Below are 26,968 nucleotides of genomic sequence, written 5' to 3'. Positions count from 1 at the left end.
GTCTGAAATGAGCAAACAATTGCAAGACGCATACATCGTCGCCGCCAGCCGCACGCCGATCGGCAAGGCCCCGCGCGGTGTATTCAAGAACACGCGCCCGGACGAGCTGCTGGTCCACGCGATCAAGTCGGCGGTCGCGCAAGTGCCCGGCTTCGACACGAAGCTGATCGAGGACGCGATCATCGGCTGCGCGATTCCGGAAGCCGAGCAGGGCCTGAACGTCGCGCGGATGGGCGCGCTGCTCGCGGGCCTGCCGCAGACGGTCGGCGGCGTGACGGTCAACCGCTTCTGCGCGTCGGGCATCACGGCGCTCGCGATGGCGGCCGACCGCATCCGCGTCGGCGAGTCGGATGCGCTGTTCGCGGGCGGCTGCGAATCGATGAGCATGGTGCCGATGATGGGCAACAAGCCGTCGATGTCGCCGCACATCTTCGATCGCAACGAAGACTTCGGCATCGCGTACGGGATGGGCCTGACGGCCGAGCGCGTCGCCGATCAATGGAAGGTGAGCCGCGAAGACCAGGACGCGTTCTCGGTCGAGTCGCACCGGAAGGCGCTCGCCGCGCAGCAGGCCGGCGAGTTCAACGACGAGATTGCCGCGTACACGCTCACCGAGCGTTTCCCGAACCTCGCGACCGGCGAAGTCGACGTGAAGACGCGCGAGATCGCGCTCGACGAAGGTCCGCGCGCGGACACGTCGATCGAAGGCCTCGCGAAGCTGCGCGCGGTGTTCGCGAACAAGGGTTCGGTCACGGCCGGCAACAGCTCGCAGACGTCGGACGGCGCCGGTGCGCTGCTCGTCGTGTCGGAGAAGGTGCTCAAGGAGTTCAACCTGACGCCGCTCGCGCGCTTCGTGAGCTTCGCGGTGCGCGGCGTGCCGCCGGAAATCATGGGCATCGGTCCGAAGGAAGCGATTCCGGCCGCGCTGAAGGCTGCGGGCCTGAAGCAGGACGATCTCGACTGGATCGAGCTGAACGAAGCGTTCGCCGCGCAATCGCTGGCGGTGATCCGCGATCTCGGCCTCGACCCGTCGAAGGTCAACCCGCTGGGCGGCGCGATCGCACTCGGCCACCCGCTCGGCGCGACCGGCGCGATTCGCGCGGCGACCGTCGTGCACGGCCTGCGCCGCCGCAACCTGAAATACGGGATGGTCACGATGTGCGTCGGCACCGGCATGGGCGCGGCGGGCATCATCGAACGCCTGTAAGCGGGACGCGACGAAAAGCGACGACGGTGCGCGGGCCACGAGCTCGCGCACCGTTTTTTCATTCCGATAGAGGAAAGTCAAAGGAGACGGTTGTGGCCGAAATTCAAGTGGAACGCGCCGACGGCGTAATGACGATCACGATCGCGCGCCCGGCGAAGAAGAACGCGCTGACGGCGGCGATGTACCAGACGATGGCCGATGCGCTCGCCGAAGCGCAGGAAGACAAGGCGGTCCGCGTGATCCTGCTGCGAGGCAGCGACGGCAATTTCAGCGCGGGGAACGATCTCGAGGATTTCCTGAAGTCGCCGCCGAAGGACGAGAACGCGTCCGTGTTCCAGTTTCTCGCGCGGATCAGCAGCGCGCAGAAGCCGATCGTTGCCGCGGTGCCGGGCATCGCGGTCGGCGTCGGCGTGACGATGCTGCTGCACTGCGATCTGGTCTACGCGGCCGACACCGCTGCGTTCTCGCTGCCGTTCGCGCAGCTCGGGCTGTGCCCGGAAGCCGCATCGAGCGTGCTGTTGCCGCGCCTGGCCGGCCATCAGGTCGCCGCGGAGAAGCTGCTGCTCGGCGAGGCGTTCGATGCGCTGGAAGCGCACCGGATCGGCATCGTCAACCGCGTGCTGCCGGCTGCCGAGCTCGATGCGTTCGCGGCGAAGCAGGCGGCGAAGCTCGCCGCGCTGCCGGCGTCGTCGCTGCGCGTGACGAAGGCGCTGCTGAAGGATACGGGCGGCGTGGCGACCGCCGCGCGGATGGCCGAAGAGGCGGGCCACTTCTCCGCGATGCTGCGCGCGCCGGAAGCGCGCGAGGCGATGACGGCGTTCTTCGAGAAGCGCAAGCCGGATTTCCGTCAGTTCGACTGACACCGGGCACACGTGCTTTGCCGCCTCGGCGTCCTTCGCCGTCCGAGGCGGCAACGCTCGCCCCCGCAAGCCGCCGACCGCGCGGCTTGCGTGCGGTCTTCACGGCCGATGCGTCGATCGACGCGTCGGCCCGAGCATGCGTCGCTGCGCGTTCGCGTGGCGTTCCGCGTTCCCCTGCGCCGTTCTGCGGCTGCACTGCGCTCGCAACGCGCGTCGGTGTCGACGACGGCGTGGCGTGATGCCGCACCCGGCTTCTCTCATGTCGCGCTGCGGCGCCGTCATGTTTCCCGTTCCGTCATTGCCGCCCGCCATCCGCGGTGCTCGAGCGACGGCCCCCTATCCGTTGCGCCATAGGCCATCGCCGGCAATCGTGCGTGGGTGCCGGCATCCCGACTCGCCCCGCTAGGGGCGGTTCCGGCTCACCCTTCCAAAGCTTGTCCGCCGTCAAGTTGCACTGCGGCAATTTTCCGTACAGTTCGCGCACAGGTCGCCGCGGCCGGATGCGTCGCGCGATGGCGACGCATGGCCAGCAGTGCTTCTCAACGACAATCAGGCGAACGAACAATGATCGGACGAATCACCGGCGGAGCGCGTGCGGCGCCCGTCATCGGGCTGCTGGCGGCACTCGCCGGATGCAGCGACCTTCACGTGCTCGATCCGAAGGGCGCGGTGGGCGTCGCCGAGAAGTCGCTGATTGCGACGGCGACGTGGGCGATGCTGATCGTCGTCGTGCCAGTGATCCTGCTGACGCTTTACTTCGCGTGGCGCTACCGCGCGTCGAACCGCAACGCAACCTACGCGCCGAACTGGTCGCACTCGACCGCGATCGAAGTCGTGATCTGGACGGTGCCGACGCTGATCATCCTGTTCCTCGGCATCCTCACGTGGCGGACGACGCACGAACTCGACCCGTACAAGCCGCTCGAATCGTCGGTCAAGCCGATCAATGTCGACGTTGTCGCGCTCGACTGGAAGTGGCTGTTCATCTATCCCGAGCTTGGCATCGCGTCGGTCAACCAGCTCGCGATCCCGGTCGGCACGCCGGTGAATTTCCGCATCACGTCGGACTCGGTGATGAATTCGTTCTTCATCCCGCAGCTTGGCAGCCAGGTCTATGCGATGGCCGGCATGCAGACGCGCCTGCACCTGATCGCCGACGAGGCGGGCAGCTACGCGGGCGTGTCCGCCAACTACAGCGGCCGCGGCTTCTCCGACATGAAGTTCCGCACGCTCGCCGAGCCGCGCGAGCAGTTCGACGCATGGGTGCAGAAGGTGAAGGCGTCGTCCGACCGGCTCGACATGACCGCCTACGGCGCGGTCGCGCAGCCGAGCGAGAAGGCGCCGGTGCGCTACTTCTCGTCGGTCGATCCGAAGCTCTTTCACAACATCATCGCGAAATACAACAACGGCCACGTCCTCGACCCGAAGGACGCCGCCTGCACGACGAAGGGGTAACGCATGTTCGGCAAACTGACACTTTCGGCGATCCCGTTCGATCAGCCCATCATCATGGGGGCGAGCGCCTTCATGGGGCTCGTCGTGCTGGGCATCGTCGCCGCACTGACGGTCACCCGTCGATGGAAATGGCTGTGGAGCGAATGGCTGACGTCGGTCGACCACAAGAAGATCGGCGTGATGTACCTGGTCGTCGCGGTGCTGATGCTGCTGCGCGGCTTCGCGGACGCCGTGATGATGCGCGTGCAGCTCGCGCTCGCGTACAACGGCCCCGGCTACCTGCCGCCGCATCATTACGACCAGATCTTCACCGCGCACGGCGTGATCATGATCTTCTTCATGGCGATGGCGCTGCTGGTCGCGTTCTTCAACCTGATCGTGCCGCTGCAGATCGGCGCGCGCGACGTCGCGTTCCCGTTCCTGAACTCGCTGAGCTTCTGGATGACGGCGATGGCCGCGATCCTGATGAACATCTCGCTCGTGATCGGCGAATTCGCGCAGACGGGCTGGCTCGCGTATCCGCCGCTGTCGGAGCTGCAGTTCAGCCCGGGCGTCGGCGTCGACTACTACCTGTGGGCGCTGCAGATCTCGGGCGTCGGCACGCTGATCACGGCGATCAACTTTTTCGTGACGATCGTCAAGATGCGCGCGCCGGGCATGACGCTGATGAGGATGCCGGTGTTCACGTGGACGGCGCTGTGCTCGAACGTGCTGATCATGGCCACGTTCCCGATCCTGACGGTCGCGCTCGCGCTGCTGGGCCTCGACCGCTACCTCGACATGCACTTCTTCACGAACGATGGCGGCGGCAATGCGATGCTGTACCTGAACCTGATCTGGGCATGGGGGCATCCGGAGGTGTACATCCTCGTGCTGCCCGCGTTCGGCATCTATTCGGAAGTCATCGCCACGTTCGCGAAGAAGCCGCTGTTCGGCTACAGGACGATGGTCTATGCATCGTGCGTGATCATGGTGCTCGCGTTCCTCGTGTGGCTGCACCACTTCTTCACGATGGGTTCCGGTGCGAACGTCAACGCGTTTTTCGGCATCATGACGATGGTCATCGCGATTCCGACCGGCGTGAAGATCTTCAACTGGCTGTTTACGATGTACCGCGGACGCATCGAATTCACGGCGCCCGTGCTGTGGACGATCGGCTTCATGGTCACGTTCACGCTCGGCGGCATGACCGGCGTGATGATGGCGATTCCCGGCGCGGACTTCGTGCTGCACAACAGCCTGTTCCTGATCGCGCACTTCCACAACGCGATCATCGGCGGCGTCGTGTTCGGCTACTTCGCGGGCGTGCATTACTGGTTCCCGAAGGTGTTCGGTTTCCGGCTCGACGAGAAGTTCGGCAAGCGCGCGTTCTGGTGCTGGTTCCTCGGCTTCTACGCGTCGTTCGTGCCGCTGTACGTGCTCGGCTTCATGGGCATGACGCGTCGCCTGAACCACTACGACAACCCGGCCTGGCATCCGTGGCTGGTCGCCGCCGCGTTCGGCGTCGCGTTGATCGCGATCGGCGTGCTGTGTCAGGTCGCGTCGGTGTGGGTCGGCTGGCGCAATCGCAACCAGCCGCGATATCGCGACGCGACGGGCGATCCGTGGAACGGCCGCACGCTCGAATGGGCGACGAGTTCGCCGCCCGCCGCCTACAACTTCGCGGTGATCCCGAACGTTCATGAACTCGACGAACTCGCGTATCGCAAGGCGAAGGGCCTTGGGCTCGGCCTCGGCAAGAACGTCCGGTACCAGGACATCCACATGCCGTCGAACACGAGTGCGGGCTTCTTCGTCGGCCTCTTCAGCCTGATGCTCGGCTTCGCACTCGTCTGGCACATCTGGTGGCTCGCGATCGCCGCGCTCGTCGGCATCGTCGCGACGGTGGTGCTGTACAGCGCACAGGACAACGACGGCTATTACATTCCGGCGGATACCGTCCGCACGATCGAGGAACAACACGCGGGCGTGCGGATCGGCACACCGGCGCCGCAAGCCGAACTGGAGGCGAACTGATGTCGTATCAATCTCTCGCGGGCGCCGGCCATCAACCAGCGGCGCACCATCATCCGCCGTCGCATTCGGTGTTCGGCTTCTGGCTGTACCTGATGACCGACTGCGTGATCTTCGCGTCGCTGTTTGCGACGTACGCGGTGCTCGGCCACCAGTTTGCGGGCGGGCCGACCGCGAAGGACCTGTTCGATATCCCGGGCGTCGCGCTCGAGACCGCCGCGCTGCTGCTGTCCAGCATCACGTACGGCTTCGCGATGCTCGGCGCGCAACGCCGCCGGCGCGGCACCGTGTTCGTCTGGCTCGCGGTGACGTTCGTGCTCGGCGCGGCGTTTCTCGCGATGGAACTGCGCGAGTTCTCGCACCTGATCGCGCAAGGCGCGGGCCCGCAGCGCAGCGCGTTCCTGTCGGCGTTCTTCGCGCTGGTCGGCACGCACGGATTGCACGTGGCGGTGGGCCTGTTGTGGATGGTCGTGCTCGTGGTGCAGATCGCGCGTGGCCCCGGCATGACGGAACGCGACTTCCGGCGCCTCACCTGCCTGAGCCTCTTCTGGCACTTCCTCGACATCGTCTGGATCTGCGTGTTCTCCTTCGTTTATCTCGCGAGCGTGATCTAAATGGCTCATTCGGAACTCATCCACCACGATGAAGCGCACGGCACGGCCGGCGGCTACATCGTCGGTTTCGTGTTGTCGGTGCTGCTGACGGCCGCGTCGTTCGGCCTCGTGATGGGCGGCGTGCTGGCGCCGAAGGCGGCGCTTATCGCGCTCGCCGTGCTCGCGTTCGTGCAGATTCTCGTGCACCTCGTGTGCTTCCTGCAGATGAACGCGTCGTCCAGCCAGCGCTGGAACGTGATGGCGTTCAGCTACACGGTGCTCACCGCGCTGATCCTGATCTTCGGGACGCTGTGGGTGATGCACAACGTCAGCATGAACATGATGTCGCGCTAACCGGCCCGGGCCGTGGTTTGGCCGGCCCTCCTGCGCCGTGCCTGCCGCACGGCTTGTTTCCTTTTCGGGCGTGCGGTTCGCGCGCCTTTCTGCATCATGGCCAACAACGATTCCCAGACACCGGTTCGTGCCGACGAGCCGATCCCGCATCGCAAGGTCATCCGCGCATGGCTCGTGCCGTTCGCCGCGCGCGAGTTCGTGCGCCCGATCGTGCTGCTCGTGCTCGACTACCTGCTGCTGTTCGCGACGTTCGCCGGCGCGCTGCTGATTCCGTCGATCGTCGCCAAGATCGTCTGCGGGATGGCCGCCGGCTTCATCACCGGGCGGCTCTTCATCATCGGGCACGACGCGTGTCACCAGAGCCTGACGCCCGATCGCCGGCTGAACCGCTGGCTCGGCCGCATCGCATTCCTGCCGTCGCTGACGCCATACAGCCTGTGGGAAGTCGGGCACAACGTCGTGCACCACGGCTATACGAACCTGAAGGGCTTTGACTTCGTGTGGGCGCCCCATACCCCGGCGGAATACGCTGCGCTATCGCCGGTGCGCCGCTTGCTGGATCGCGTCTACCGAAGCGGCTGGGCGCCGGGGCTTTACTATCTCGTCGAGATCTGGTGGCTGCGGATGTATTTCCCGACCAGGAGCTATATCGGCGCGTCGAGGCCCGTGTTCCGGCGCGACTGCCTGCTGGTGACGGGCTTCGCGGCCGTGTGGATCGCCGCCGTCGTGTGGGTGGCGATCGCGACAGGGCAGCCCGTCGCGCTGCTGCTCGCAACCGGTGTGCTCGTGCCGTTCCTGTTCTGGTGCTCGATGATCGGCTTCGTCGTGTATGTCCACCACACCGATCCGCGCATCGCGTGGCACGCGAACCGCGCGGAATGGTCGAATGCCGCGCCGTTCGTGTCGACCACGTTGCACCTGACGTTCTCGTTCGGTATCGGCGGCCTGCTGCACCACATCATGGAGCACACCGCACATCACGTCGACATGAGCGTGCCGCTGTACCGGCTCAAGCCCGCGCAGGCGAAACTGGAGGACATGCTGCCCGGGCGGATCGTCGTGCAGCGCTTCAGCTGGCGCTGGTACTTCGACACGGCTCGCCGCTGCAAGCTCTATGACACCGACCGCGGGCTCTGGATGGACTACCTCGGAAACCGGACGAGCGACGCGGCATGCGAAGCGCTCCCGCCGGCCGCCGCGGACGAACCGCCGGACGCGGTTCGCGAACCGGCGGGCAAGGCGCCCGCCGCGAGTGCTCACGCGGTGCCGTAATCCACGTGGCCGGTTTCGCGGCAGAAGCTGACGAGCCGGAGGCCGGCCGCCTTCGCGATCCCGATCGCGAGCGACGACGGCGCGGAGATGGTCGCGACCATCGGGATGCCGACCCGTGCGGCCTTGCGCACGAGCTCGTAGCTCGCGCGGCTCGACAGGAACACGAAGCCGTCGGTCGTATCGGCGCGCGACAGCACGAGCGAGCCGATCAGCTTGTCCAGCGCGTTGTGGCGGCCGACGTCCTCGAACGCGATCCGGATCGCGCCTGTTGCGTCGCACCACGCGGCCGCATGCAGGCCGCCCGTGAGCTGCGTGAGCGCCTGGTGGGCCGGCAGCCCGTGCGCCGCGCGCGCCAGTGCGTCGGGCGCGAGGCGCGCGAGAAAGCCCGTGTCGGGCACGCGTTCGGGCGCGAGGTCGAGCAGGTCGATGCTTTCGATCCCGCACACGCCGCAGCCGGTGCGCCCCGCGAGCGCGCGGCGCCGGTCCTTCAGCGCGGCGAACGCCTGCTGGACGACTTCCAGGTGCACTTCCGCGTACGGCAGCGGCGCGTCGGCATGCAGGATCACCTCGATGTCCTTGATGTCGCTGCCGCGCGCGACAATCCCTTCCGAGATCGCGAAGCCGACCGCGAACGCCTCGAGGTCGCACGGCGTGCACATCATCACCGCGTGCGAGATGCCGTTGAATACGAGTGCGACGGGCCATTCCTGGCCCACGTAGTCGTGCGCGGTTTCGACCGCGCCGCCGCGCGTGCGGCTCACGGACAGTTCGATCGCGCCGCGCGGCTCGGCGTGCAGTTCGTCGCGCAGTTCGTCGGATTGGGTCGGATTCACGAGCACTCCCGTTGATTCGAGGCACGGCCGGCGACAATCGTGTCCGCCGCCCGCGCGCAGAGGTTCTAAAATACCTCAGGCAGGCCGGCCGCGCCGGCATTCGCCACGTCAGGTAACGACCATGGGACTCAGCGACGCTCCGTTGCTATTCAACTTCGAACACGATTCGTCGGAAAACTTCACGTACATCCCGATGATCGTGCGTTTCAACCTCGACCGCTTCGGTCTGCGGATTTCGCTCGAGCAGTGGCAACTGCTGCCACTCGAGGATCGCAAGCTGCTCGCGCGCTTTCCGGCCGACGACGACACCGCGATCGAGCCCAACTTCGATCATGCGCTGTTCGAAATGCTGCGCACGCACGCCGATCTGGAACCGTCGTGGTTCCAGCCGGACGAACAGCCGACCTGGCGCGCCACCGACACGGTGCCGGAGTCGCTCGTGCAGCAGAGCGCGCTGGCCGGGCTGTCGGCGCCGGCGCTCGCGCAGTGGCAGCGGCTCGCGCCGTTCCAGCGTTATGTGCTGGTGAAGCTGTCGCGCAAGCCGAAGCTGAATCACGATTTCCTGCCCGCGATGCGGGAGTTCGGGCTGACGGCCACGCACTGACGGGCCGCGTGCCGCGCCGCAGCGCGGCGCTTGCCCGTCAGAGCGGCGGCAGTTGCCGCGGCTTGCGGTCCGGGCCGGTCGCGACGTACGTGAGCGTCGCTTCGGTGACCTTCACGATTTCGCCCATCAGGCGCATGCGCTGCGCGTACACCTCGACGTCGACCGTGATCGACGTGTTGCCGGTGCGCGTGATGGTCGCGTAGAAGCTCAGAAGATCGCCGACGAACACCGGCTGCTTGAACACGAACGAGTTGACCGCGACCGTCGCGACGCGCCCATTTGCGCGCTGGCTCGCGAGGATCGAGCCGGCGATGTCGACCTGCGACATGATCCAGCCGCCGAACACGTCGCCGTGGACGTTTGCGTCGTGCGGTTGCGGGACGACGCGCAGTGCGGGCTGTTTTTGCGGGAGTTCGAGGGTCGAATCGGTCATGGCGGGGGCTTTCATCCTGTAATAAATTCACCGCCGCGCGCAGGCTGGCCGGCGAGGCCGCCGGCAGCGGCGCGAAGCGGCTTCTGCGACAATACAACGTCCGCAAATTGTACGAGAAAGCGGGCGAGCCGGCCGCCGATGAAAGCGTCCGGCACCGCCGCCGATCCTTCCCCCCATGCGCCGATTTCCTGCTTCCGGCGAGCCCGCGCCGGCTTCGACCGGGCCCCGCAACGACTGGCAGACCATCCGGTCGCTGCTGCCGTACCTGACCACCTACAAATGGCGCGTCGCGCTCGCGCTCGCCTGCCTGATCGGCGCGAAGGTCGCGAACCTCGGCGTGCCGGTCGTGATGAAGCGCATCGTCGACCACCTGTCCTACGTGCAGCAGATCACCGCGCTCGGCCGCGCCGAACAGTCGGCCGGCATCGTGCTCGCGGGCGGCGTCGGGCTGCTGGTCGTCGCGTATGCGTTCGTGCGGCTGTCGACGTCGCTGTTTACCGAGCTGCGCGAGATCCTGTTCTCGAAGGTCACCGAGAGCGCGGTGCGCCAGCTCGCGCTGCAGGTGTTCCGGCACCTGCACGGGCTGTCGCTGCGGTTTCACCTGGAGCGCCAGACGGGCGGCATGTCGCGCGACATCGAGCGCGGCACGCGCGGCATCCAGCAACTGATTTCGTATTCGCTGTACAGCATCCTGCCGACGCTCGTCGAGGTCGGGCTCGTGCTCGGTTTCTTCGTGGTCAAGTACGAGGCCTATTACGCGTACGTGACGTTCGCGGCGCTGGTCACGTACATCGTGTTCACCGTGAAGGTCACCAACTGGCGCACGCACTTTCGCCGCACGATGAACGAACTCGATTCGCGCGCGAATTCGCGCGCGATCGATTCGCTGATCAACTACGAGACGGTGAAGTACTTCGGCAACGAGGAGTGGGAAGCGCAGCGCTACGACGAGAACCTGAAGCGCTACCGCAAGGCCGCGATCCGCTCGCAGAACTCGTTGTCGGTGCTGAACTTCGGCCAGCAGGCGATCATCGGCACGGGGCTCGTGTTCATCCTGTGGCGCGCGACGCAGGGCGTGCTCGCGGGCAAGCTGACGCTCGGCGATCTCGTGCTGATCAACACGTTCATGCTGCAGCTTTATATCCCGCTGAACTTTCTCGGCGTCGTCTATCGCGAGCTGAAGCAGAGCCTCACCGACATGGACCGGATGTTCGGGCTGCTGTCGTCCGCGAAGGAAGTCGCGGACTTGCCCGATGCGCGGCCGCTCGCGGTGGCCGGCGCGCAGGTGCGCTTCGAGCACGTGAACTTCGCGTACGAGCCGGCGCGGTCGATCCTGCACGACGTGACGTTCACGATCGACGCGGGCACGACGACCGCGGTGGTCGGTCACAGCGGGTCCGGGAAGTCGACGCTGTCGCGCCTGCTGTTCCGTTTCTACGATCTCGACCGGCAGGCGGGCGGCGCGATCAGGATCGACGGCCAGGACATCCGCGACGTCACGCAGGATTCGCTGCGCGCATCGATCGGGATCGTGCCGCAGGACACCGTGCTGTTCAACGATTCGATCTACTACAACATCGCGTACGGCCGGCCGACCGCGACCCGCGACGAGGTGGTCGCGGCCGCGCGCGCCGCGCACATCCACGATTTCATCGAAAGCTTGCCGAAGGGTTATGACACGCCGGTCGGCGAGCGCGGGCTGAAGCTGTCGGGCGGCGAGAAGCAGCGCGTCGCGATCGCGCGCACGCTGCTGAAGGATCCGCCGGTGCTGCTGTTCGACGAAGCGACGTCGGCGCTCGATTCGCGCTCGGAGCGCGCGATCCAGCACGAACTCGACCAGATCGCACGGCATCGCACGACGCTCGTGATCGCACACCGGCTGTCGACGGTCGTGCATGCGCAACAGATCCTCGTGATGGATCACGGACGGATCGTCGAGCGCGGCACGCACGACGAACTCGTGCGCGCGGACGGGCTGTATGCGCAGATGTGGGCGCTGCAGCAGCAGCGCGCGGCGGCGGGCGGGGAAGAGGCCGAGGCCGCGTGAGCGGCGGTGCTGCGCGCGGAGGCGCGCAGCGGGCAGGATGGCGGTCTGCCGGAAGGGTGCGTGCGCGGCGTAGCGGCACGACGCGGCGCTGGTTCGTCCGTCGCCCGGTCAGCCCGCGGCGCGCAGCCGCGCGTCGAGCTCGCCGAGCTGCGCGGGCGTGCCGACGTTCTCCCAGATGCCTTCGTACAGTTCGCCGCTCGCGCGGCCGGCTTCGATCGTCGCGCGGAAATACGGCGTCAGTGCGCGTCGCGTGCCGGGCGCGAGATCGCGGAACATCCGCGTGTCGTACAGGCCGATGCTGCCGAACGTGACGCGGTCGCCACCGTCGAGCGACAGGCGCCCGTCGCCACCGAGTACGAAGTCGCCGGACGGATGGAATGGCGGATTCGGCACCATCACGAGATGCATCGCGGGTGCGTCGAGCGCCGACATGCGCGCGGCAGGGGCGGCGAGCGTCCGGTAATCGAACTCGGCGAACACGTCGCCGGCCACCGCGACGAACACCGTCGGCCGCCCGTCGCGCTCGAGCAGCGGCAGCGCCTGCGCGATGCCGCCGGCGGTTTCCAGCGCGTCGCCTTCGGCCGAATACGCGAGCCGTACGCCCCAGCGCGAACCGTCGCCGAGCGCGGTCTCGATCCGTTCGCCGAGCCACGCATGGTTGATCACGATCGTCTCGATGCCGGCGCGGGCGAGCGCTTCGATCTGCCATACGATCAGCGGCTTGCCGCCCGCTTCGAGCAGCGGCTTCGGGCGGGTGTCGGTCAGCGGGCGCATCCGTTCGCCGCGCCCGGCGGCGAAGATCATCGCCGTGGTCAGGGTGTCGCTCATGTTCGGCCGGGTTTCAGGACAGTCAGAACGTATAGCCCACGTCGGCCGGCGCGTTGCCCTCGAGTTCGTCGAGCAGCTTCGCGAACGGCACGAGCGGGCGGTAGCGCAGCGCGACCTTGCGCGCATACGCGAGGAAGCGCGGCAGGTCGTTCAGGTAGTGCGGCTTGCCGTCGCGGTAATTGATGCGTGCGAACAGGCCGAGGATCTTGATATGGCGCTGCAGCCCCATCCATTCGAGCTGGCGGTAGAACTCGCCGAAATCCGGATCGACCGGCAGGCCAGCCTTTTTCGCCTTTTCCCAGTAGTACGCGAAGCAGTCGAGCTCGAACTCCTCGTCCCAGCTGATGAAGGCGTCGCGCAGCAGCGACACGACGTCGTACGTCAGCGGCCCGTAGACGGCGTCCTGGAAGTCGAGCACGCCCGGATTCGGCTCGCAGACCATCAGGTTGCGCGGCATGAAGTCGCGCAGCATGAAGCCCTGCGGCTGCGCGTGCGCGCTGGCGACCAGCAGCGCGAAGGTACGGTCGAGCGTGCCGCGCATCGCGTCGGTGACCGGCTTGCCGAGGTGGCGGCCGACGAACCATTCGGGCAGCAGCTCCATTTCGCGGCGCAGGAACGCTTCGTCGAACGGCGGCAGCACGTCGGGCTTCGACGTGAGCTGGAAGCGGATCAGTGCGTCGAGCGCGTCGCGCATCAGCGGCTTCGCGGCGGCCGGGTCGGCCGGATCGAGCACCGAGATGTACGACGTGCGGCCGAGGTCCGTCACGAGCATGAAGCCCGCGTCGAAATCGTGGGCCAGCACGTCCGGCACGTGGTCGCCGGCCGCGGCGAGCAACTGCGCGACCTGGACGAACTCGCGGCACTTCTCGGGCGGCGGCGCGTCGACGGCGATCAGCGCGCCGCCGGCGCTCGTGGCCGATGTGACACGGAAATAGCGGCGGAAACTGGCGTCGGACGATGCCGGCGCGAGGGTCGACAGGTCGAGCGCGTAGCGCCCGGCGAGCGGGTGCAGCCACGCGGCGAGTGCGTCGAGGCGGGCGTCGGGCTGGGATGCGGCGGATGGGGGCGTCATGAAACTCGCGGGAGGGGGGAACGTCTTGCCATATAATACCCCACGACTTTTTTGACGCGCCCCGCGTCAGCTTCCGCCGTGCAGGCCCGCTGCCTGTCGCGCCGTCCGCCCGATCGACTCCCCGGTTTGCGCTCAGCCGCAGTCGCGGTTCGACGGCGCGGCCCGCCGTGCGCGAGTGTGCCCTGCAGGCGCGGTTGACAAGGGGCGATTCGCCAAACGATAGATGCCGCCCAAACCGCTATTCCCGAATGTTTTCCCCGGTGACGGGGCGCCGCGCAAACGGCGGCTCGCGCTCGCGCTCCTGGCCGTGCCCGGCCTCGTGCCGGCCGTGTCGTACGCGCAGCTGTCGGGCGCGGCTGCGCAGCCGCAGCCGCTCGACTCGCCGTGGGATCTGCGTCTCGCACCCCAGCTCGAGGATCATCCGTTGAAGGACGGCACGAAGCCCGCCGCCTTCGTGATCGCCGACCACACGAGCGGCACGGCCGACCAGGACCTGGCCGCGAAGGGTTCGGCCGAACTGCGGCGCGGCGACGCCGTCGTGAAGGCCGACGCGATCCACTACGATCAGGATACCGACATGGCCGATGCGTACGGCCAGGTCAAGGTGGTCAATGGCGGCACGTCGTTCGCGGGCCCCGAGGCGCATCTGAAGATCGAGGCGAACCAGGGCTTCATGACGGCGCCGAAGTACCACTTCAACGTGACGGGCGGGTCGGGCAGCGCGGAGCGCGTCGACATGGTCGACAACGAGCGCTCGGTGTTCGTCAACGGCACGTACACGGCGTGCCAGTGCTCGACGAACCCCGCGTGGTACATCAAGGGCAGCCGCTTCGACTTCGATACGGGCGCCGACGAAGGCACCGCGCGCAACGGCGTGCTGTTCTTCCAGGGCGTGCCGATCTTCGCGAGCCCGTGGATGACGTTCCCGCTGTCGGGCGAGCGGCGCAGCGGCCTGCTGCCGCCGACGTTCTCGGTGAACTCGAGCAACGGCTTCGAGCTGACGCTGCCGTACTACTTCAACATCGCGCCGAACCGCGACCTGACGCTCACGCCGCGCATCATCTCGCGGCGCGGCGTGATGGCCGAAGGGACGTTCCGCTACCTGTCGCCGTCGTATTCGGGCACTTTTACGGCCAATTACCTGCCGAATGACCGGCTCGCGCACCGCGACCGCTACGCGATCTACTGGCAGCACCAGCAGAACTTCGGCGGCGGTTTCGGCGGCTACGTCTACTACAACAAGGTCTCGGACAACACGTATCCCGAAGATCTCGGTTCGTCGAACCAGTTCGTCAACGGGACGCAGACGCTGTACCAGCAGGAAGCCGGCCTCACGTACAACAACGGCCCGTGGTCGGTGCTTGCGCGTTACCAGCACTGGCAGACGCTGCCGCCGTCGATCGCGCCGTACAGCCGCGAGCCGCAGTTGAACGTGAAGTACACGAAGTACAACGTCGGCGGCTTCGACTTCGGCGCGGAAGCCGACTATTCGCGGTTCCGCATCACGACCGCCGATGCGACCGAAGGCGACCGGATCGTCTTCAACCCGTACATCGCGTACGGCGTGTACGGCCCCGGCTATTTCGTCGTGCCGAAGGTCCAGTACCATTTCGCGTCGTACGACCTGAACCACCTGTCCGCGAGCACGCCGAACAATCCGAAGCGCTTCACCGAGTCGATCCCGACCGTGACCTTCGACTCGGGCCTGATCTTCGACCGCTCGGTGCGCCTGTTCGGGCAGGACTTCATCCAGACCCTCGAGCCGCGCCTGTACTACGTGTACACGCCGTATCGCAACCAGTCGAACGCACCGCTGTTCGACACCGCGGAATCGGATTTCGGCCTCGCGGAGATCTACCAGCCGAACACGTTCGTCGGCAACGACCGGATCGCCGATGCGAACCGGATCACGGCCGGCCTCACGTCGCGTTTCATCGATCCGCGCACCGGCGACGAGCGTGCGCGCTTCGTGATCGCGCAGCAGTACTACTTCGCCGATCAGCGCGTCACGCTGAATTCCGCGCAGGCCGCTGCGCAGGCGCGCCACTCGGACCTGATCGTCGGCGCCGCGCTGAAGCTCGGCTCGGGCTTCATGTCGGAGACGGCGTTCCAGTACAACCAGAACAACAACCAGCTCGTGAAGTCGAGCATCGGTTTCGGCTACAGCCCGGGCGAGCGTCGCGTGATCAACGTTGGTTATCGCTACACGCGCGCGAACACGACGCTCGACGGCCAGCCGATCAACCAGTTCCTGGTGTCCGCGCAATGGCCGCTCACGCGCCGCCTGTATGCGATCGGCCGCTTCAACTACGATCTCGCCGGCGATCGCGTGGTCGACGGTCTGCTCGGCTTACAATACGACGCGGATTGCTGGGCGCTCGGGGTCGGTGTGCAGCGGGCTGCGAACGGCATCAATTCGTCGGGACAGCAGAATTCGTCGACGCGCTTCATGATGCAACTGACGCTCAAGGGCTTGTCGACCGTCGACAACGGCCTCGTGTCCGCATTCCGCGCCGGGGTGCCGGGCTACACGCCGCTGCCGCCGCCGCCGCCGCCGATGTCCCGCTTCAGCAACTACGAGTAACGCCGGCTTGTCTGCACCGGTCAGCACGATTTCAATGGAGTATCAGTGGCAATGAAGAAAACCCTTCGTTTCGCGGCAGTCGTGTCCAGCCTCGCCGCGTCCGCCGCGCTGCTCGCCGCCGCGCCGGCCGCGGCGCAGGCGCTCGGTTCGCATGGTGCGCAACTCGCCGACGAAGTCGTCGCGGTCGTCAACAACGACGTGATCACGGGCCGCGAACTCGACCAGCGCGTCGGCCTGATCGCGCGCCGGCTGCAGCAGCAGAACGCGCCGGTGCCGCCGGTCGACCAGTTGCGCGCGCAGGTGCTGAACCAGATGGTGCTCGAGCGGATCCAGGTGCAGAAGGCCAAGGACGACGGGATCCGCATCGACGACGCGACCGTGCAGGCGACGCTGCAGCGTCTCGCGCAAGCGAACGGGATGACGCTCGAACAGTACCGCGCGCGTCTGGAGTCGCAAGGCGTGCCCTGGAGCATCTTCACGAGCGATGCGCGTACCGAGCTGATGCTGTCGAAGCTGCGCGAGCGCGAGGTCGACGGCAAGATCACCGTGTCGGACGCCGAAGTCGCGAACTACATCGCGAGCCAGCGCGGGCCGAACGCGGCGCAGCAGCAGGACCTGCGGTTCCAGCACATCTTCATCAAGGCGCCGACCAACGCGCCGCAGGCCGACATCGAAGTCGCGCAGAAGAAGGCCGACGCGCTGTTGCAGGAAGCGAAGTCGGGTGCCGATTTCGAGCGGCTCGCGAAGAACAACTCCGAAGCGAACGACGCGAAGAAGGGCGGCGACCTCGGCTTCAAGGCACCGAGCGCGCTGCCGGCCGAAGTCGTCGACGCCGCATCGAAGCTGCGCCCGGGCCAGGTCAACCCGACGCTGATCCGCGTGCCGGACGGCTTCGAGATCGTGCGTCTCGTCGACCGCCGCCCGAGCCAGGGCGCAACCGCCGCGGCGCCGAAGATCGTCCAGACGCACGTGCGCCACATCCTGCTGCGCGTGGGCGAAGGCAAGTCGGAAGGCCAGGCGCGCCAGCAACTGGCCGACATCCGCAACCAGGTCGAGGCCGGCGGCGATTTCGCGAAGTTCGCGCGCACCTACTCGCAGGACGGTTCGGCGTCGCAGGGCGGCGACCTCGGCTGGATCAGCCCGGGCGAAACCGTGCCGGAATTCGAGCGTGCGATGAACAACCTGCAGGACGGCCAGATCAGCCAGCCGATTCGTACCGAGTACGGCTACCACCTGATTCAGGTGCTGAACCGCCGCGAGGCGGAAGGCTCGGTGCAGCAGCAGATGGACATCGCGCGTCAGGCGATCGGCCAGCGCAAGGCCGAGCAGGCGTATGCCGACTGGCTGCGCGAACTGCGCGACTCGTCGTACGTGCAGTACAAGATCGGCGGCGCCGGCCCGGCGAACTGAACGAGCTTCCGATGACCACGCCCGCGCTGCAGATCGCGATCACGACCGGCGAACCCGCGGGCGTCGGCCCGGAGCTGACCGTGCAGGCGCTGCGTGATGCCGCGCAGCGCTGGCCCGACGCGCATTTCACCGTGCTCGGCGATGCGGCGCTGCTCGACGCGCGCGCGGCGGCGGTCGGCGCCGATCCGGCAACGCTTGCCGGCGGGCAGGTATCGGTCGCGCATCGCGCGCTCGCCGTTCCCGCGCAGGCGGGCAAGCTGGACGCCGCGAACGGCCGCTACGTGCTCGACTTGCTCGACGCGGCGATCGACGGCGCGCTGGCAGGCCGGTACGACGCGATCGTCACCGCGCCGCTGCAGAAGAGCACGATCAACGATGCGGGCGTGCCGTTCACCGGCCATACCGAATACCTGGCCGAGCGCACGCATACGCCGCGTGTCGTGATGATGCTGGCGGGCACCGGCGACAAGCCGCTGCGCGTGGCACTCGCGACCACGCACCTGCCGCTGAAGGACGTGTCGGCCGCGCTGACGATCGACGGGCTCGTCGAGACGCTCGCGATCATCGATCGCGACCTGCGGCGCGACTTCGGTCTCGCCGCGCCGCGCATCCTCGTGACGGGCCTGAACCCGCACGCGGGCGAGAACGGTTATCTCGGCCGCGAAGAGATCGACGTGATCTCGCCGGCGCTGGCTCGCGCGAACGCGCAGGGCATCGACGCGCGCGGCCCGTATCCCGCCGACACGCTGTTCCAGCCGCGTCATCTGGCCGATGCCGATTGCGTGCTCGCGATGTTCCATGACCAGGGGTTGCCCGTGCTGAAGTATGCGACGTTCGGCGAGGGCATCAACGTGACGCTCGGGCTGCCGATCATCCGCACGTCGGTCGATCACGGCACCGCGCTCGATCTGGCCGGCACGGGCCGCGCCGATCCGGGCAGCATGGTTGCCGCGCTCGATACGGCCGTCACGATGGCGCGCCATCGCCGCGCGGCCTGACGCGGCCCGACCTCACCCCATTCGTCGTATTTTTCGTTTTACTCAGTCGATGTCGAACAGCAGACAGCACCAAGGCCACTTCGCGCGCAAGCGCTTCGGGCAGAACTTCCTCGTCGATCACGGCGTGATCGACTCGATCGTGTCGACGATCGGCCCCGCGCGCGGCCAGCGCATGGTCGAGATCGGCCCCGGGCTCGGCGCGCTGACCGGGCCGCTGATCGAGCGTCTGTCGACGCCCGAGTCGCCGCTGCATGCGGTCGAGCTCGACCGCGACCTGATCGGGCGCCTGCAACAGCGCTTCGGCGCGCTGCTCGAACTGCACGCGGGCGACGCGCTCGCGTTCGACTTCGGTTCGCTCGCGGCGCCCGGCGACAAGCCGTCGCTGCGGATCGTCGGCAACCTGCCGTACAACATTTCCAGCCCGCTGCTGTTTCACCTGATGACGTTCGCCGGCGTGGTCATCGACCAGCATTTCATGCTGCAGAACGAAGTCGTCGAGCGGATGGTCGCGGAGCCGGGCACGAAGGCGTTTTCGCGGCTGTCGGTGATGCTGCAGTACCGCTACGTGATGGAAAAGATGCTCGACGTGCCGCCGGAATCGTTCCAGCCGCCGCCGAAGGTCGATTCGGCGATCGTCCGGATGATTCCGTACGAACCGCACGAACTGCCGGACGTCGATCCGGTGCTGCTCGGCGAAATCGTCACCGCTGCGTTCTCGCAGCGCCGCAAGATGCTGCGCAATACGCTCGGCGACTATCGCGAGACGATCGACTTCGATGCGCTCGGCTTCGATCTCGCGCGCCGTGCGGAGGACGTGAGCGTGGCCGAATACGTCGGCGTCGCGCAGGCGCTCGCGGCGGTGCGCAAGGCCGGGTAACGCGCGTAGCGCGAGCCGGACCGGATGGCGCGACGAGGCTGCCCCGCGGGGCAGCTTTTTTATTGCGCGGGCATGTTGCGCGTGTCTGGTTGCCGCCCGCCGTCACGCCCGCCTGCGCGGCGGCGCGTTGACGAGCGCGATGCCGGTCAGCACGAGCGCGGCCGCGGACATGAAGCGCCAGCCGACCGATTCGCCGAGCAGCAGCACGCCGAACGCGACGCCGAACAGCGGCGACAGGAACGTGAAGACGGACAGCCGCGACGCGCTGTAGCGCGTCAGCAGCCAGAACCACGACAGGTAGCTGACGAACGCGACGATCACCGACTGGTACGCGAGGCTCGCCACCGCGAGCGGCGTGACGTGCGCGAACGACAACTGCCCGACCAGCGCGGCGAGCGCGACCAGTATGACCGCCGACACCGCGAGCTGGTAGAACAGCGTCTTGCTCGCACTGGCGCGCGCGAGCGCCGTCGAGCGCACGACGACCGTCGTCGCGGCCCACATCGCGCCGCCGAGAATGCCGAGCGCGTCGCCGGCCAGCCCGGCCAGAACCGATGCGCCCGGCGCGCGCGGCTTCAGGAAGCCGTCCGCGAACGCGAGCGCGATGCCGGCGAACGCGAGGCCGACGCCGGCCCACTGCGTGCGCTGCAACCGTTCGCCCGGCGCGAACAGGTGCAGGCCGAGCGCGGTGAAGCAGGGCGCCGTGTACAGGAAGATCGCCATATGCGACGCGCTCGTCAGCGTCAGCCCGAAGAACACGCAGACGAATTCGCCGGCGAACAGCGCGCCGGCCGCGAGGCCCGCGCCGAACGTGCCGTCCGCGCGGAACAGCGGCGTGCCGCGCGCGCGGGCCCAGCCCCACAGCAGCACCGCGGCGATCACCGAACGCAGCCCGGCCTGGAACATCGGCGCGATGGCGGCGTTCGTGCTCTTGATCGCGACTTGCTGGAAGCCCCAGATCGCGCACAGCAGCAGCATCAGGCCGACGGCGCGCAGGTCGAGCGCGCGGCGTACGGGTGTGGCGGCAAGCGAGGTCATCGGCGGGCCTCGCTGATTCGATACGGTGGCAACGAGATCAGGCGGGTGGCGCGTCCGGCGCGCTCGAATCGGCGGTTTCGCACGGCAATGTGGCTGGTTGGGAGGGTGGTCGCGTTCGGGTGGCGGGACGCATGCCCGCTTTTGGTGCGAAGTGGAAGGATGTTACCCGATCGGCCGGCCCGAAGGGGGCGCGTCGAGCGCGGCCGGTACTGCCGGCGTACCCGCGCGCTCGCGCGAATCTGGTCGATGCTCCGTATCGGCCACCCCGGCTGGGCGTCCCCGACGAGTTTCACCCGACTCTGGTAGAGTTTCCGGTTCTGGAAAGTCCCCACAGGAGTACACGACATGCGTTTGCTGCATACGATGCTGCGAGTCGGCGATCTCGACCGCTCGATCAAGTTCTACACCGAATTGCTCGGCATGAAGCTGCTGCGTCGCGACGATTATCCGGAAGGCAAGTTCACGCTCGCGTTCGTCGGCTACGAAGACGAAAGCACGGGCACCGTGATCGAGCTGACCCACAACTGGGATACGCCGTCCTACGATCTCGGCAACGGCTTCGGCCATCTGGCGGTGGCGGTCGAGGATGCCTACGCGGCCTGCGACAAGATCAAGGCGCAAGGCGGCAAGGTCACGCGCGAAGCGGGCCCGATGAAGCACGGCACGACCGTGATCGCGTTCGTCGAGGATCCGGACGGCTACAAGATCGAGTTCATCCAGAAGAAGGCGCACTGAGCGCCGGATGAACGGGCCGCGGCGCGCGATGCGCGCGGCGGCGGAGCGAACGGGCGGTGCGGGGCGACCCGCATCGCCCGTTTGCGTTGACGAACGACGGCCGCGTGCGTTACAGCGACGGCAGCAGCTCGGGCGGGTGATGCTTGAGCGTGTGCCGCGCTTCGCGGAACTCGGGGAAGATCGATTCGACGGTCTGCCAGAAGGCCGGGCTGTGGTTCATCTCGCGCAGGTGCGACAGTTCGTGCGCGACGACGTAGTCGACGATCGACATCGGGAAATGGATCAGCCGCCAGTTCAGCCGGATCTTGCCGTCGCTCGAGCAACTGCCCCAGCGCGTCGCGGCCGACGACAGCGCGTACATCGAATACGTGACGCCGAGCTTTTCCGCGTAGACCGCGAGGCGTTCGCCGAAGATCCGCTTCGCCTCGCCCTGCAGCCAGCCCTGCACGCGATCCTTGATCTGCTGCATGTCGGCCTGCGCGGGCAGCGGCAACGAGAGCCGCAGCGCATCGGCGTCGAACCCGACGGCGCCCGCGCCGAGCGCGATCGTCACTGTCTTGCCGAGATACGGAAGCTGCGCGCCGTCGCGCCAGTCGATCTGCGGCAGCGCGCGCTGCTCGGTGCGCGTCTTCCACTCCGCGAGCTTCGCGAAGATCCAGCGTTGTTTCTCGGAGATCGCGGCCTCGATGTCGGCGAGCGTGACCCAGCGCGGCGCGGTGATCGACAATCCGCTGCCGTCGATCGTGAAGCCGATCGTGCGACGCGCCGAGCGCTTCAGGCGGTATTCGAGCACGCGGCTGTCGAGTGCGAAGGTGCGCACGCGCGAGCGGTCGGGCGCCGGGCCCGGATCGAGCGGTGCGGCGGGCGCCGCTTCAGGCGGCGCCGGCGGCGTGGCGGGCGCCGACGGTGCGGCGGCCGGCCCGTCGAAGAGCGGCAGATCCATCTGGCGATGATCGAGAGCCACGACGGCTGGCCGTGGCCGCGGACGCTGTTTCATCAGTTCGCTTCTTTTTGTCGTGCGCAACGGCTGCAACCCGGGGGATTCAGACGCGCGCGGCATCGCGCGTGCCGGCATTGCCCGCCTGGCGATAGGAATCGGGATCGATGCGGCGCATTTCCGCTTCGATCCATGCTTCGACCTGCGAGTTCAATGCATCGGGTGTGAGGCCGGTCGAATCGATCGGCTTGCCGATCGACACCGTCACCACGCCCGGGAATTTCATGAACGAGTTGCGCGGCCACACCCGTCCTGCATTGTGCGCGATCGGCACGACGGGCGTGCCGGTTTCGATCGCGAAGCGCGCGCCGCCCGTCTTGTACTTGCCCTGCTTGCCGACCGGCGTGCGCGTGCCTTCGGGGAACATGATCATCCATGCGCCTTCCGACAGCCGCTTCTTGCCCTGGCGGATCACCGAATTGAACGCGTTCTTGCCTTCCTTCCGGTTGATGTTGACCATGTGCAGCAGCCCGAGCGCCCAGCCGAAGAACGGCACGTACAGCAGCTCGCGCTTGAACACGTAGCAGAGCGGCTTCGGCATCAGCGCCGGAAACGCGAGCGTCTCCCACGCGGACTGGTGCTTCGATAGCAGCACGGCCGGGCCGTCGGGCAGGTTGTCCATCCCTTCGATCCGGTAGCGGATGCCATTCAGCCAGCGCACGACCCACAGCGTCGACTTGCACCAGCCGGCCGCCATCCAGTAGCGCGCGTCGGGACGCATGAACGGGAAGGCGATGAAGCACGCGGTGGCGTATGGCACCGTGTACAGGATGAAGTAGATCAGCAGCAGCAGGGAGCGGACGAAGCGCATCGGCGTGAGTCTGGCGTTAGGGAGGATGCGCGCGGCAGCCGCATCACTCGTGTTCGTGTGAAAGGAAATCGAGCGCAAACGCGCGCAGGTCGTCGTGGACCTTCGTGCCGGGCGGCAAATTGCCCGCGGCGAGCGTTTTCTTGCCCTTGCCGGTCAGCACGAGGTGCGGCTGGAAGCCGACCGCGACACCGGCCTGCAGGTCGCGCAGCGAATCGCCGACGACCGGCGTGTGAGCGGGATCGATTTCGAAGCGCTCGGCGATCATCTGCATCATGCCGGGTTTCGGCTTGCGGCAGTCGCAGTGATCCTCGGCCGTGTGCGGGCAGAAGAACACCGCGTCGATGCGTGCGCCGACCGCGGCCGCCGCGCGATGCATCTTCAGGTGCATCGCGTTGAGCGCGGCCATGTCGAACAGCCCGCGACCGATGCCGGACTGGTTGGTCGCGACGACCACGCGATAGCCCGCGTGGTTGAGCCGGGCGATCGCCTCGAAGCTGCCGGGCAGCGCGATCCATTCGTCGGGCGTCTTGATGAACGCATCCGAATCGACGTTGATCACGCCGTCCCGGTCGAGGACGACGAGCTTTCGGTTGGGGCTGGTCGGCATCGTGCGGCCCTTATGCGGCGAGCTTCGAGATATCGGCGACGCAGTTCATCTGCAGGTGCAGCGCCGACAGCAGCGCGAGGCGGTTCGCGCGCAGCGCGGGATCGTCCACGTTGACCATCACGTCGTTGAAGAACGTGTCGACCGGCGCGCGCAGCGCGGCGAGCGCCGACAGCGCGCCCGTGTACGCACGCGCCTCGAGCTGCGACTGCACGTGCGGCGTCACGGCCGCGAGCTGTTCGTGCAGCGCCTTCTCGGCGGCTTCGACGAGCAGCGCAGGCTGCACCGCGCCGTTCACGCCGCCTTCCGACTTCTTCAGGATGTTCGAGATCCGCTTGTTCGCGGCCGCGAGCGCTTCGGCTTCCGCGAGGTGCGTGAATTCGCGCACCGCGTCGAGGCGTGCGACGAGATCGTCGACGCGCGTCGGGTTCAGGCTCAGCACCGCGTCGATTTCGCCGGCCGAATAGCCGCGCTCGCGCAGCAGGCCGCGCAGGCGATCCATGAAGAACGCGAAGATCGCATCGGTCGATTCGGCGACGCCCGGCACGCCTTCGAAGCGCGCGTGGGCCGTGCGCAGCAGCGAGACGAGATCGAGCGGCAACTGTTTCTCGAGCATCAGGCGCAGCACGCCGAGCGCGTGACGGCGCAGCGCGAACGGATCCTTCTCGCCGGTCGGCGCGAGGCCGATGCCCCAGATGCCGACGATCGTCTCGAGCTTGTCGGCGAGCGCGACGGCGGTCGATACGGGCGTGGTCGGCAGCGCGTCGCCGGAGAAGCGCGGCTGGTAGTGCTCGGCGCACGCGAGCGCGACGTCGTCGGCTTCGCCGTCGTGGCGCGCGTAGTACGTGCCCATCGTGCCCTGCAGTTCCGGGAATTCGCCGACCATGTCGGTCAGCAGGTCGGCCTTCGCGAGACGCGCGGCGCGCTTCGCATGTGCGGCGTCGGCGCCGATCGCGGGTGCGATCTCGCCGGCCAGCGCCTCGAGGCGCTCGACGCGCGCGAGCGCCGAACCGAGCTTGTTGTGATAGACGACGTTCGCGAGCTGCGGCACGCGATCGGCGAGCGGCTTCTTCTTGTCCTGCTCGAAGAAGAACTTCGCGTCGGCGAGGCGCGGGCGCACGACGCGCTCGTTGCCTTCGATGATCTCGCCCGGCGTCTTGGTCGCGATGTTCGACACGATCAGGAAGCGCGAGCGCAGCTTGCCTTCGACGTCGGTCAGCGCGAAATACTTCTGGTTCGTCTGCATCGTCAGGATCAGGCATTCCTGCGGCACCTGCAGGAATTCGTCCTCGAAGCGGCACGGATAGACGACCGGCCATTCGACCAGCGACGTCACTTCGTCGAGCAGCGATTCGGGCATCACGACCGTGTCGCCGTTCGCGTGTTCGTTCAGTTGCGTGCGGATCGTTTCGCGGCGATCGGCGAAGTGCGCGATCACGCGGCCCTTGTCGCGCAGCGTGTCGGCGTACGCGCGCGCATGCTGGATCGCGACGAGGCCGTCGGACAGGAAGCGGTGGCCGAGCGTGGTGTCGCCGGCGTCGATGCCGAACGCGGTGACGGGCACGATGCGATCGTCGTGCAGCACCGTCAGGCGATGCACCGGGCGCACGAACTGCACGTCGGAGCCGTCCGGGCGCTGATACGTCATCACCTTCGGGATCGGCAGCTTGGCGAGCGTCTCGTCGAGCGCGGCCTGCAGGCCGTCGGCGAGCGTCGCGCCGGCTGCCGAATAGTTGATGAAGAACGCTTCGGCCTTGCCGTCCTGCGCGCGCTCGAGATCGGCGATCGACAGGTTCGGATGGCCGAGCGCCGCGAGCTTCTTCGCGAGCGGGGCCGTCGGCTTGCCGTCGGCGTCGAGCGCGACCGACACGGGCAGGACCTTTTCGCGGACCTGCTTGTCAGGCGCGACGGCGCGCACGTTCTGCACGACGACGGCGAGGCGGCGCGGCGTGGCGTAGCGTTCGAACACGAGTTCGCCTTCGACGAGGTCGCGCGCCGCGAGGCGTTGCGCGAGACCTTCGGCGAATGCGTCGCCGAGGCGCGCGAGGGCCTTCGGCGGCAGCTCTTCGGTCAGCAGTTCGACGAGCAGGGGGGCGGGATGATTGTGCGTCATGTTTGGAAGAAATCTCGTCTCGTCAGACCTGGTCGATCTTGCGTTCGACCTTGAGCGGCGGCGCCCATGCCGGCTGCGCGGCGTCCTGGGCGTCGGTGGTGAGGCCCGGCACGCCCGGCGGGTTGCCGAGCATCGGGAAGCCGAGCTTCTCGCGCGAGTCGTAGTAAGCCTGCGCGACGAGACGCGACAGCGCGCGGATGCGGCCGATGTACGCTGCGCGCTCGGTCACCGAGATCGCGCCGCGCGCATCGAGCAGGTTGAACGTGTGGCCGGCCTTCAGCACGAGTTCGTATGCGGGCAGCGCGAGCTGCGCGTCGATCATCCGCTTCGCTTCCGCTTCGTAGCTGTTGAAGAACGTGAACAGCAGGTCGACGTTCGCGTGCTCGAAGTTGTAGGTCGACTGCTCGACTTCATTCTGGTGGTAGACGTCGCCATACGACAGGCGGCGCAGCTCGGGGCCGTTCGGGCCTTGCTCTTCCCACTCGGTCCACACGAGGTCGTACACGTTCTCGACCTTCTGCAGGTACATCGCGAGGCGCTCGAGGCCGTACGTGATTTCGCCGAGCACGGGCTTGCAGTCGAGGCCGCCGACCTGCTGGAAATACGTGAACTGCGTGACTTCCATCCCGTTCAGCCACACTTCCCAGCCGAGGCCCCATGCGCCGAGCGTCGGGTTTTCCCAGTCGTCCTCGACGAAGCGCACGTCGTTCTGCTGCAGGTCGAAGCCGAGCGCTTCGAGCGAGCCGAGGTACAGGTCGAGGATGTTCTCCGGCGCCGGCTTGAGCACGACCTGGTACTGGTAGTAGTGCTGCAGGCGGTTCGGGTTCTCGCCGTAGCGGCCGTCCTTCGGGCGGCGCGACGGCTGCACGTACGCGGCGCGCCACGGCTCGGGGCCGACCGCGCGCAGGAACGTGTGGACGTGCGACGTACCCGCGCCGACTTCCATGTCGATCGGCTGGAGCAGGGCGCAACCCTGCTTGTCCCAATAGGACTGCAGCGTCAGGATGATTTGCTGAAACGTAAGCATGAAGAGCCTTCGTGGCGCTGGCGCTCCGTTGCGGGCGGCGCTCCGGGCGGGGCCCGGAGGGTCGGCTCGCGCGGCGGCGCGGCTTGTTAGTGTGCTGAAACGCGTAATTTTACCGGATCGGCGACCGGATGCGGCCGGAACGCGGGCAAGGGCGCCGCCGGCCCGCTTCCTGCGGCCTGCGCACGCGTGGCCCGTGCGCTCCG

General features: G+C 67.4%; 24 protein-coding genes. 14 read left to right on the top strand and 10 right to left on the bottom strand.

The genetic code is table 11. From position 1 onward, the window contains the following. Window positions 1-7 precede the first annotated feature (7 nt). From LXM88_RS19720 to LXM88_RS19690, 7 genes are all read left to right on the top strand, one after another. Window positions 8-1,207, top strand: coding sequence for an acetyl-CoA C-acyltransferase (locus LXM88_RS19720; RefSeq protein WP_262536382.1), 1,200 nt, complete (start codon window positions 8-10; stop codon window positions 1,205-1,207). 92 nt (window positions 1,208-1,299) lie between these two features. Further along, window positions 1,300-2,067: an enoyl-CoA hydratase gene (locus LXM88_RS19715; RefSeq protein ID WP_262536381.1), complete on the top strand. Its 768-nt coding sequence runs from the start codon at window positions 1,300-1,302 to the stop codon at window positions 2,065-2,067. 564 nt (window positions 2,068-2,631) lie between these two features. Further along, on the top strand, window positions 2,632-3,522 hold the full coding sequence (cyoA, locus tag LXM88_RS19710; RefSeq protein WP_262536379.1) for a ubiquinol oxidase subunit II: 891 nt from the start codon (window positions 2,632-2,634) through the stop codon (window positions 3,520-3,522). A 3-nt stretch (window positions 3,523-3,525) separates the two neighbouring features. Continuing rightward, entirely contained in the window at window positions 3,526-5,538 is a 2,013-nt protein-coding gene (gene cyoB / locus LXM88_RS19705; RefSeq protein WP_262536377.1) for a cytochrome o ubiquinol oxidase subunit I, read from the top strand. Further along, window positions 5,538-6,149 carry a cytochrome o ubiquinol oxidase subunit III gene (gene cyoC / locus LXM88_RS19700; RefSeq protein WP_262536376.1) on the top strand — a complete coding sequence of 204 codons (612 nt, stop codon included), beginning with the start codon at window positions 5,538-5,540 and terminating at the stop codon, window positions 6,147-6,149. The genes cyoB and cyoC overlap by 1 nt, the downstream gene beginning before the upstream one ends. Continuing rightward, complete coding sequence (cyoD, locus tag LXM88_RS19695) at window positions 6,150-6,482, top strand: cytochrome o ubiquinol oxidase subunit IV (RefSeq protein WP_262536375.1); 333 nt, start codon at window positions 6,150-6,152, stop codon at window positions 6,480-6,482. Window positions 6,483-6,578: 96 nt separating this feature from the next. Further along, on the top strand, window positions 6,579-7,754 hold the full coding sequence (locus LXM88_RS19690; protein ID WP_262536373.1) for a fatty acid desaturase: 1,176 nt from the start codon (window positions 6,579-6,581) through the stop codon (window positions 7,752-7,754). Here the strand turns inward: LXM88_RS19690 and fdhD are convergent. Then, complete coding sequence (gene fdhD / locus LXM88_RS19685) at window positions 7,739-8,593, bottom strand: formate dehydrogenase accessory sulfurtransferase FdhD (RefSeq protein ID WP_262536372.1); 855 nt, start codon at window positions 8,591-8,593, stop codon at window positions 7,739-7,741. The genes LXM88_RS19690 and fdhD overlap by 16 nt on opposite strands. 115 nt (window positions 8,594-8,708) lie before the next feature. Between fdhD and LXM88_RS19680 the strand changes: the two genes are divergently transcribed. After that, complete coding sequence (locus LXM88_RS19680) at window positions 8,709-9,191, top strand: nitrate reductase associated protein (RefSeq protein WP_047898989.1); 483 nt, start codon at window positions 8,709-8,711, stop codon at window positions 9,189-9,191. Window positions 9,192-9,228: 37 nt separating this feature from the next. On the opposite strand, the gene LXM88_RS19675 is transcribed toward LXM88_RS19680, so the two are convergent. Continuing rightward, a complete protein-coding gene (locus tag LXM88_RS19675; protein ID WP_262536370.1) occupies window positions 9,229-9,624 on the bottom strand; it encodes an acyl-CoA thioesterase in 396 nt (131 codons plus the stop codon). Window positions 9,625-9,799: 175 nt separating this feature from the next. Here LXM88_RS19675 and LXM88_RS19670 point away from each other — a divergent pair, with 175 nt between their 5' ends. After that, complete coding sequence (locus tag LXM88_RS19670) at window positions 9,800-11,671, top strand: ABCB family ABC transporter ATP-binding protein/permease (protein ID WP_262536369.1); 1,872 nt, start codon at window positions 9,800-9,802, stop codon at window positions 11,669-11,671. 108 nt (window positions 11,672-11,779) lie between these two features. On the opposite strand, the gene murU is transcribed toward LXM88_RS19670, so the two are convergent. Both murU and LXM88_RS19660 read right to left on the bottom strand, forming a co-directional pair. After that, entirely contained in the window at window positions 11,780-12,499 is a 720-nt protein-coding gene (gene murU, locus LXM88_RS19665) for an N-acetylmuramate alpha-1-phosphate uridylyltransferase MurU (RefSeq protein ID WP_262536368.1), read from the bottom strand. A 22-nt stretch (window positions 12,500-12,521) separates the two neighbouring features. Further along, window positions 12,522-13,571, bottom strand: a complete 1,050-nt coding sequence (locus LXM88_RS19660; protein ID WP_262536367.1) for an aminoglycoside phosphotransferase family protein — start codon at window positions 13,569-13,571, stop codon at window positions 12,522-12,524. Between the two features lie 223 nt (window positions 13,572-13,794). Here LXM88_RS19660 and LXM88_RS19655 point away from each other — a divergent pair, with 223 nt between their 5' ends. Genes LXM88_RS19655 through rsmA form a run of 4 tightly spaced genes read left to right on the top strand, consistent with a single transcriptional unit; the run spans window position 13,795 to window position 19,440 of the window. Continuing rightward, the gene (locus LXM88_RS19655; RefSeq protein WP_262536365.1) at window positions 13,795-16,155 is read left to right on the top strand and encodes an LPS-assembly protein LptD; all 2,361 of its coding nucleotides are present in this window, start codon (window positions 13,795-13,797) and stop codon (window positions 16,153-16,155) included. A 51-nt stretch (window positions 16,156-16,206) separates the two neighbouring features. Continuing rightward, entirely contained in the window at window positions 16,207-17,565 is a 1,359-nt protein-coding gene (locus LXM88_RS19650; protein WP_262536364.1) for a peptidylprolyl isomerase, read from the top strand. A gap of 11 nt (window positions 17,566-17,576) precedes the next feature. After that, on the top strand, window positions 17,577-18,563 hold the full coding sequence (pdxA, locus tag LXM88_RS19645; protein WP_047898983.1) for a 4-hydroxythreonine-4-phosphate dehydrogenase PdxA: 987 nt from the start codon (window positions 17,577-17,579) through the stop codon (window positions 18,561-18,563). A 49-nt stretch (window positions 18,564-18,612) separates the two neighbouring features. Next, on the top strand, window positions 18,613-19,440 hold the full coding sequence (gene rsmA / locus LXM88_RS19640) for a 16S rRNA (adenine(1518)-N(6)/adenine(1519)-N(6))-dimethyltransferase RsmA (protein WP_096471738.1): 828 nt from the start codon (window positions 18,613-18,615) through the stop codon (window positions 19,438-19,440). Window positions 19,441-19,542: 102 nt separating this feature from the next. Here the strand turns inward: rsmA and LXM88_RS19635 are convergent, their stop codons facing one another. Beyond that, window positions 19,543-20,478 (bottom strand): DMT family transporter, encoded by a 936-nt coding sequence (locus tag LXM88_RS19635; RefSeq protein WP_262536362.1) that lies wholly within the window; start codon window positions 20,476-20,478, stop codon window positions 19,543-19,545. A gap of 345 nt (window positions 20,479-20,823) precedes the next feature. On the opposite strand from LXM88_RS19635, the gene gloA reads away from it, so the two are divergent. Then, entirely contained in the window at window positions 20,824-21,213 is a 390-nt protein-coding gene (gene gloA / locus LXM88_RS19630) for a lactoylglutathione lyase (RefSeq protein WP_065499218.1), read from the top strand. 109 nt (window positions 21,214-21,322) lie between these two features. Here the strand turns inward: gloA and LXM88_RS19625 are convergent, their stop codons facing one another. From LXM88_RS19625 to glyQ, 5 genes are read right to left on the bottom strand one after another with little or no spacing between them, the layout of a single operon-like run. Beyond that, window positions 21,323-22,210 carry a M48 family metallopeptidase gene (locus LXM88_RS19625; protein WP_034179426.1) on the bottom strand — a complete coding sequence of 296 codons (888 nt, stop codon included), beginning with the start codon at window positions 22,208-22,210 and terminating at the stop codon, window positions 21,323-21,325. A gap of 46 nt (window positions 22,211-22,256) precedes the next feature. After that, the gene (locus LXM88_RS19620) at window positions 22,257-23,021 is read right to left on the bottom strand and encodes a lysophospholipid acyltransferase family protein (protein ID WP_262536359.1); all 765 of its coding nucleotides are present in this window, start codon (window positions 23,019-23,021) and stop codon (window positions 22,257-22,259) included. A gap of 43 nt (window positions 23,022-23,064) precedes the next feature. Beyond that, on the bottom strand, window positions 23,065-23,628 hold the full coding sequence (gmhB, locus tag LXM88_RS19615) for a D-glycero-beta-D-manno-heptose 1,7-bisphosphate 7-phosphatase (protein WP_047898978.1): 564 nt from the start codon (window positions 23,626-23,628) through the stop codon (window positions 23,065-23,067). 10 nt (window positions 23,629-23,638) lie between these two features. Further along, window positions 23,639-25,738, bottom strand: a complete 2,100-nt coding sequence (glyS, locus tag LXM88_RS19610) for a glycine--tRNA ligase subunit beta (RefSeq protein ID WP_262536356.1) — start codon at window positions 25,736-25,738, stop codon at window positions 23,639-23,641. 22 nt (window positions 25,739-25,760) lie between these two features. Then, entirely contained in the window at window positions 25,761-26,765 is a 1,005-nt protein-coding gene (gene glyQ / locus LXM88_RS19605; protein ID WP_262536355.1) for a glycine--tRNA ligase subunit alpha, read from the bottom strand. Window positions 26,766-26,968 lie beyond the last annotated feature (203 nt).

This window comes from Burkholderia sp. S-53 (assembly GCF_025560745.1).
GTDB lineage: Bacteria > Pseudomonadota > Gammaproteobacteria > Burkholderiales > Burkholderiaceae > Burkholderia > Burkholderia pyrrocinia.
The sequence above is the reverse complement of the archived record's forward strand: the minus strand, read 5'-3'. Positions and strand labels throughout refer to the sequence as shown.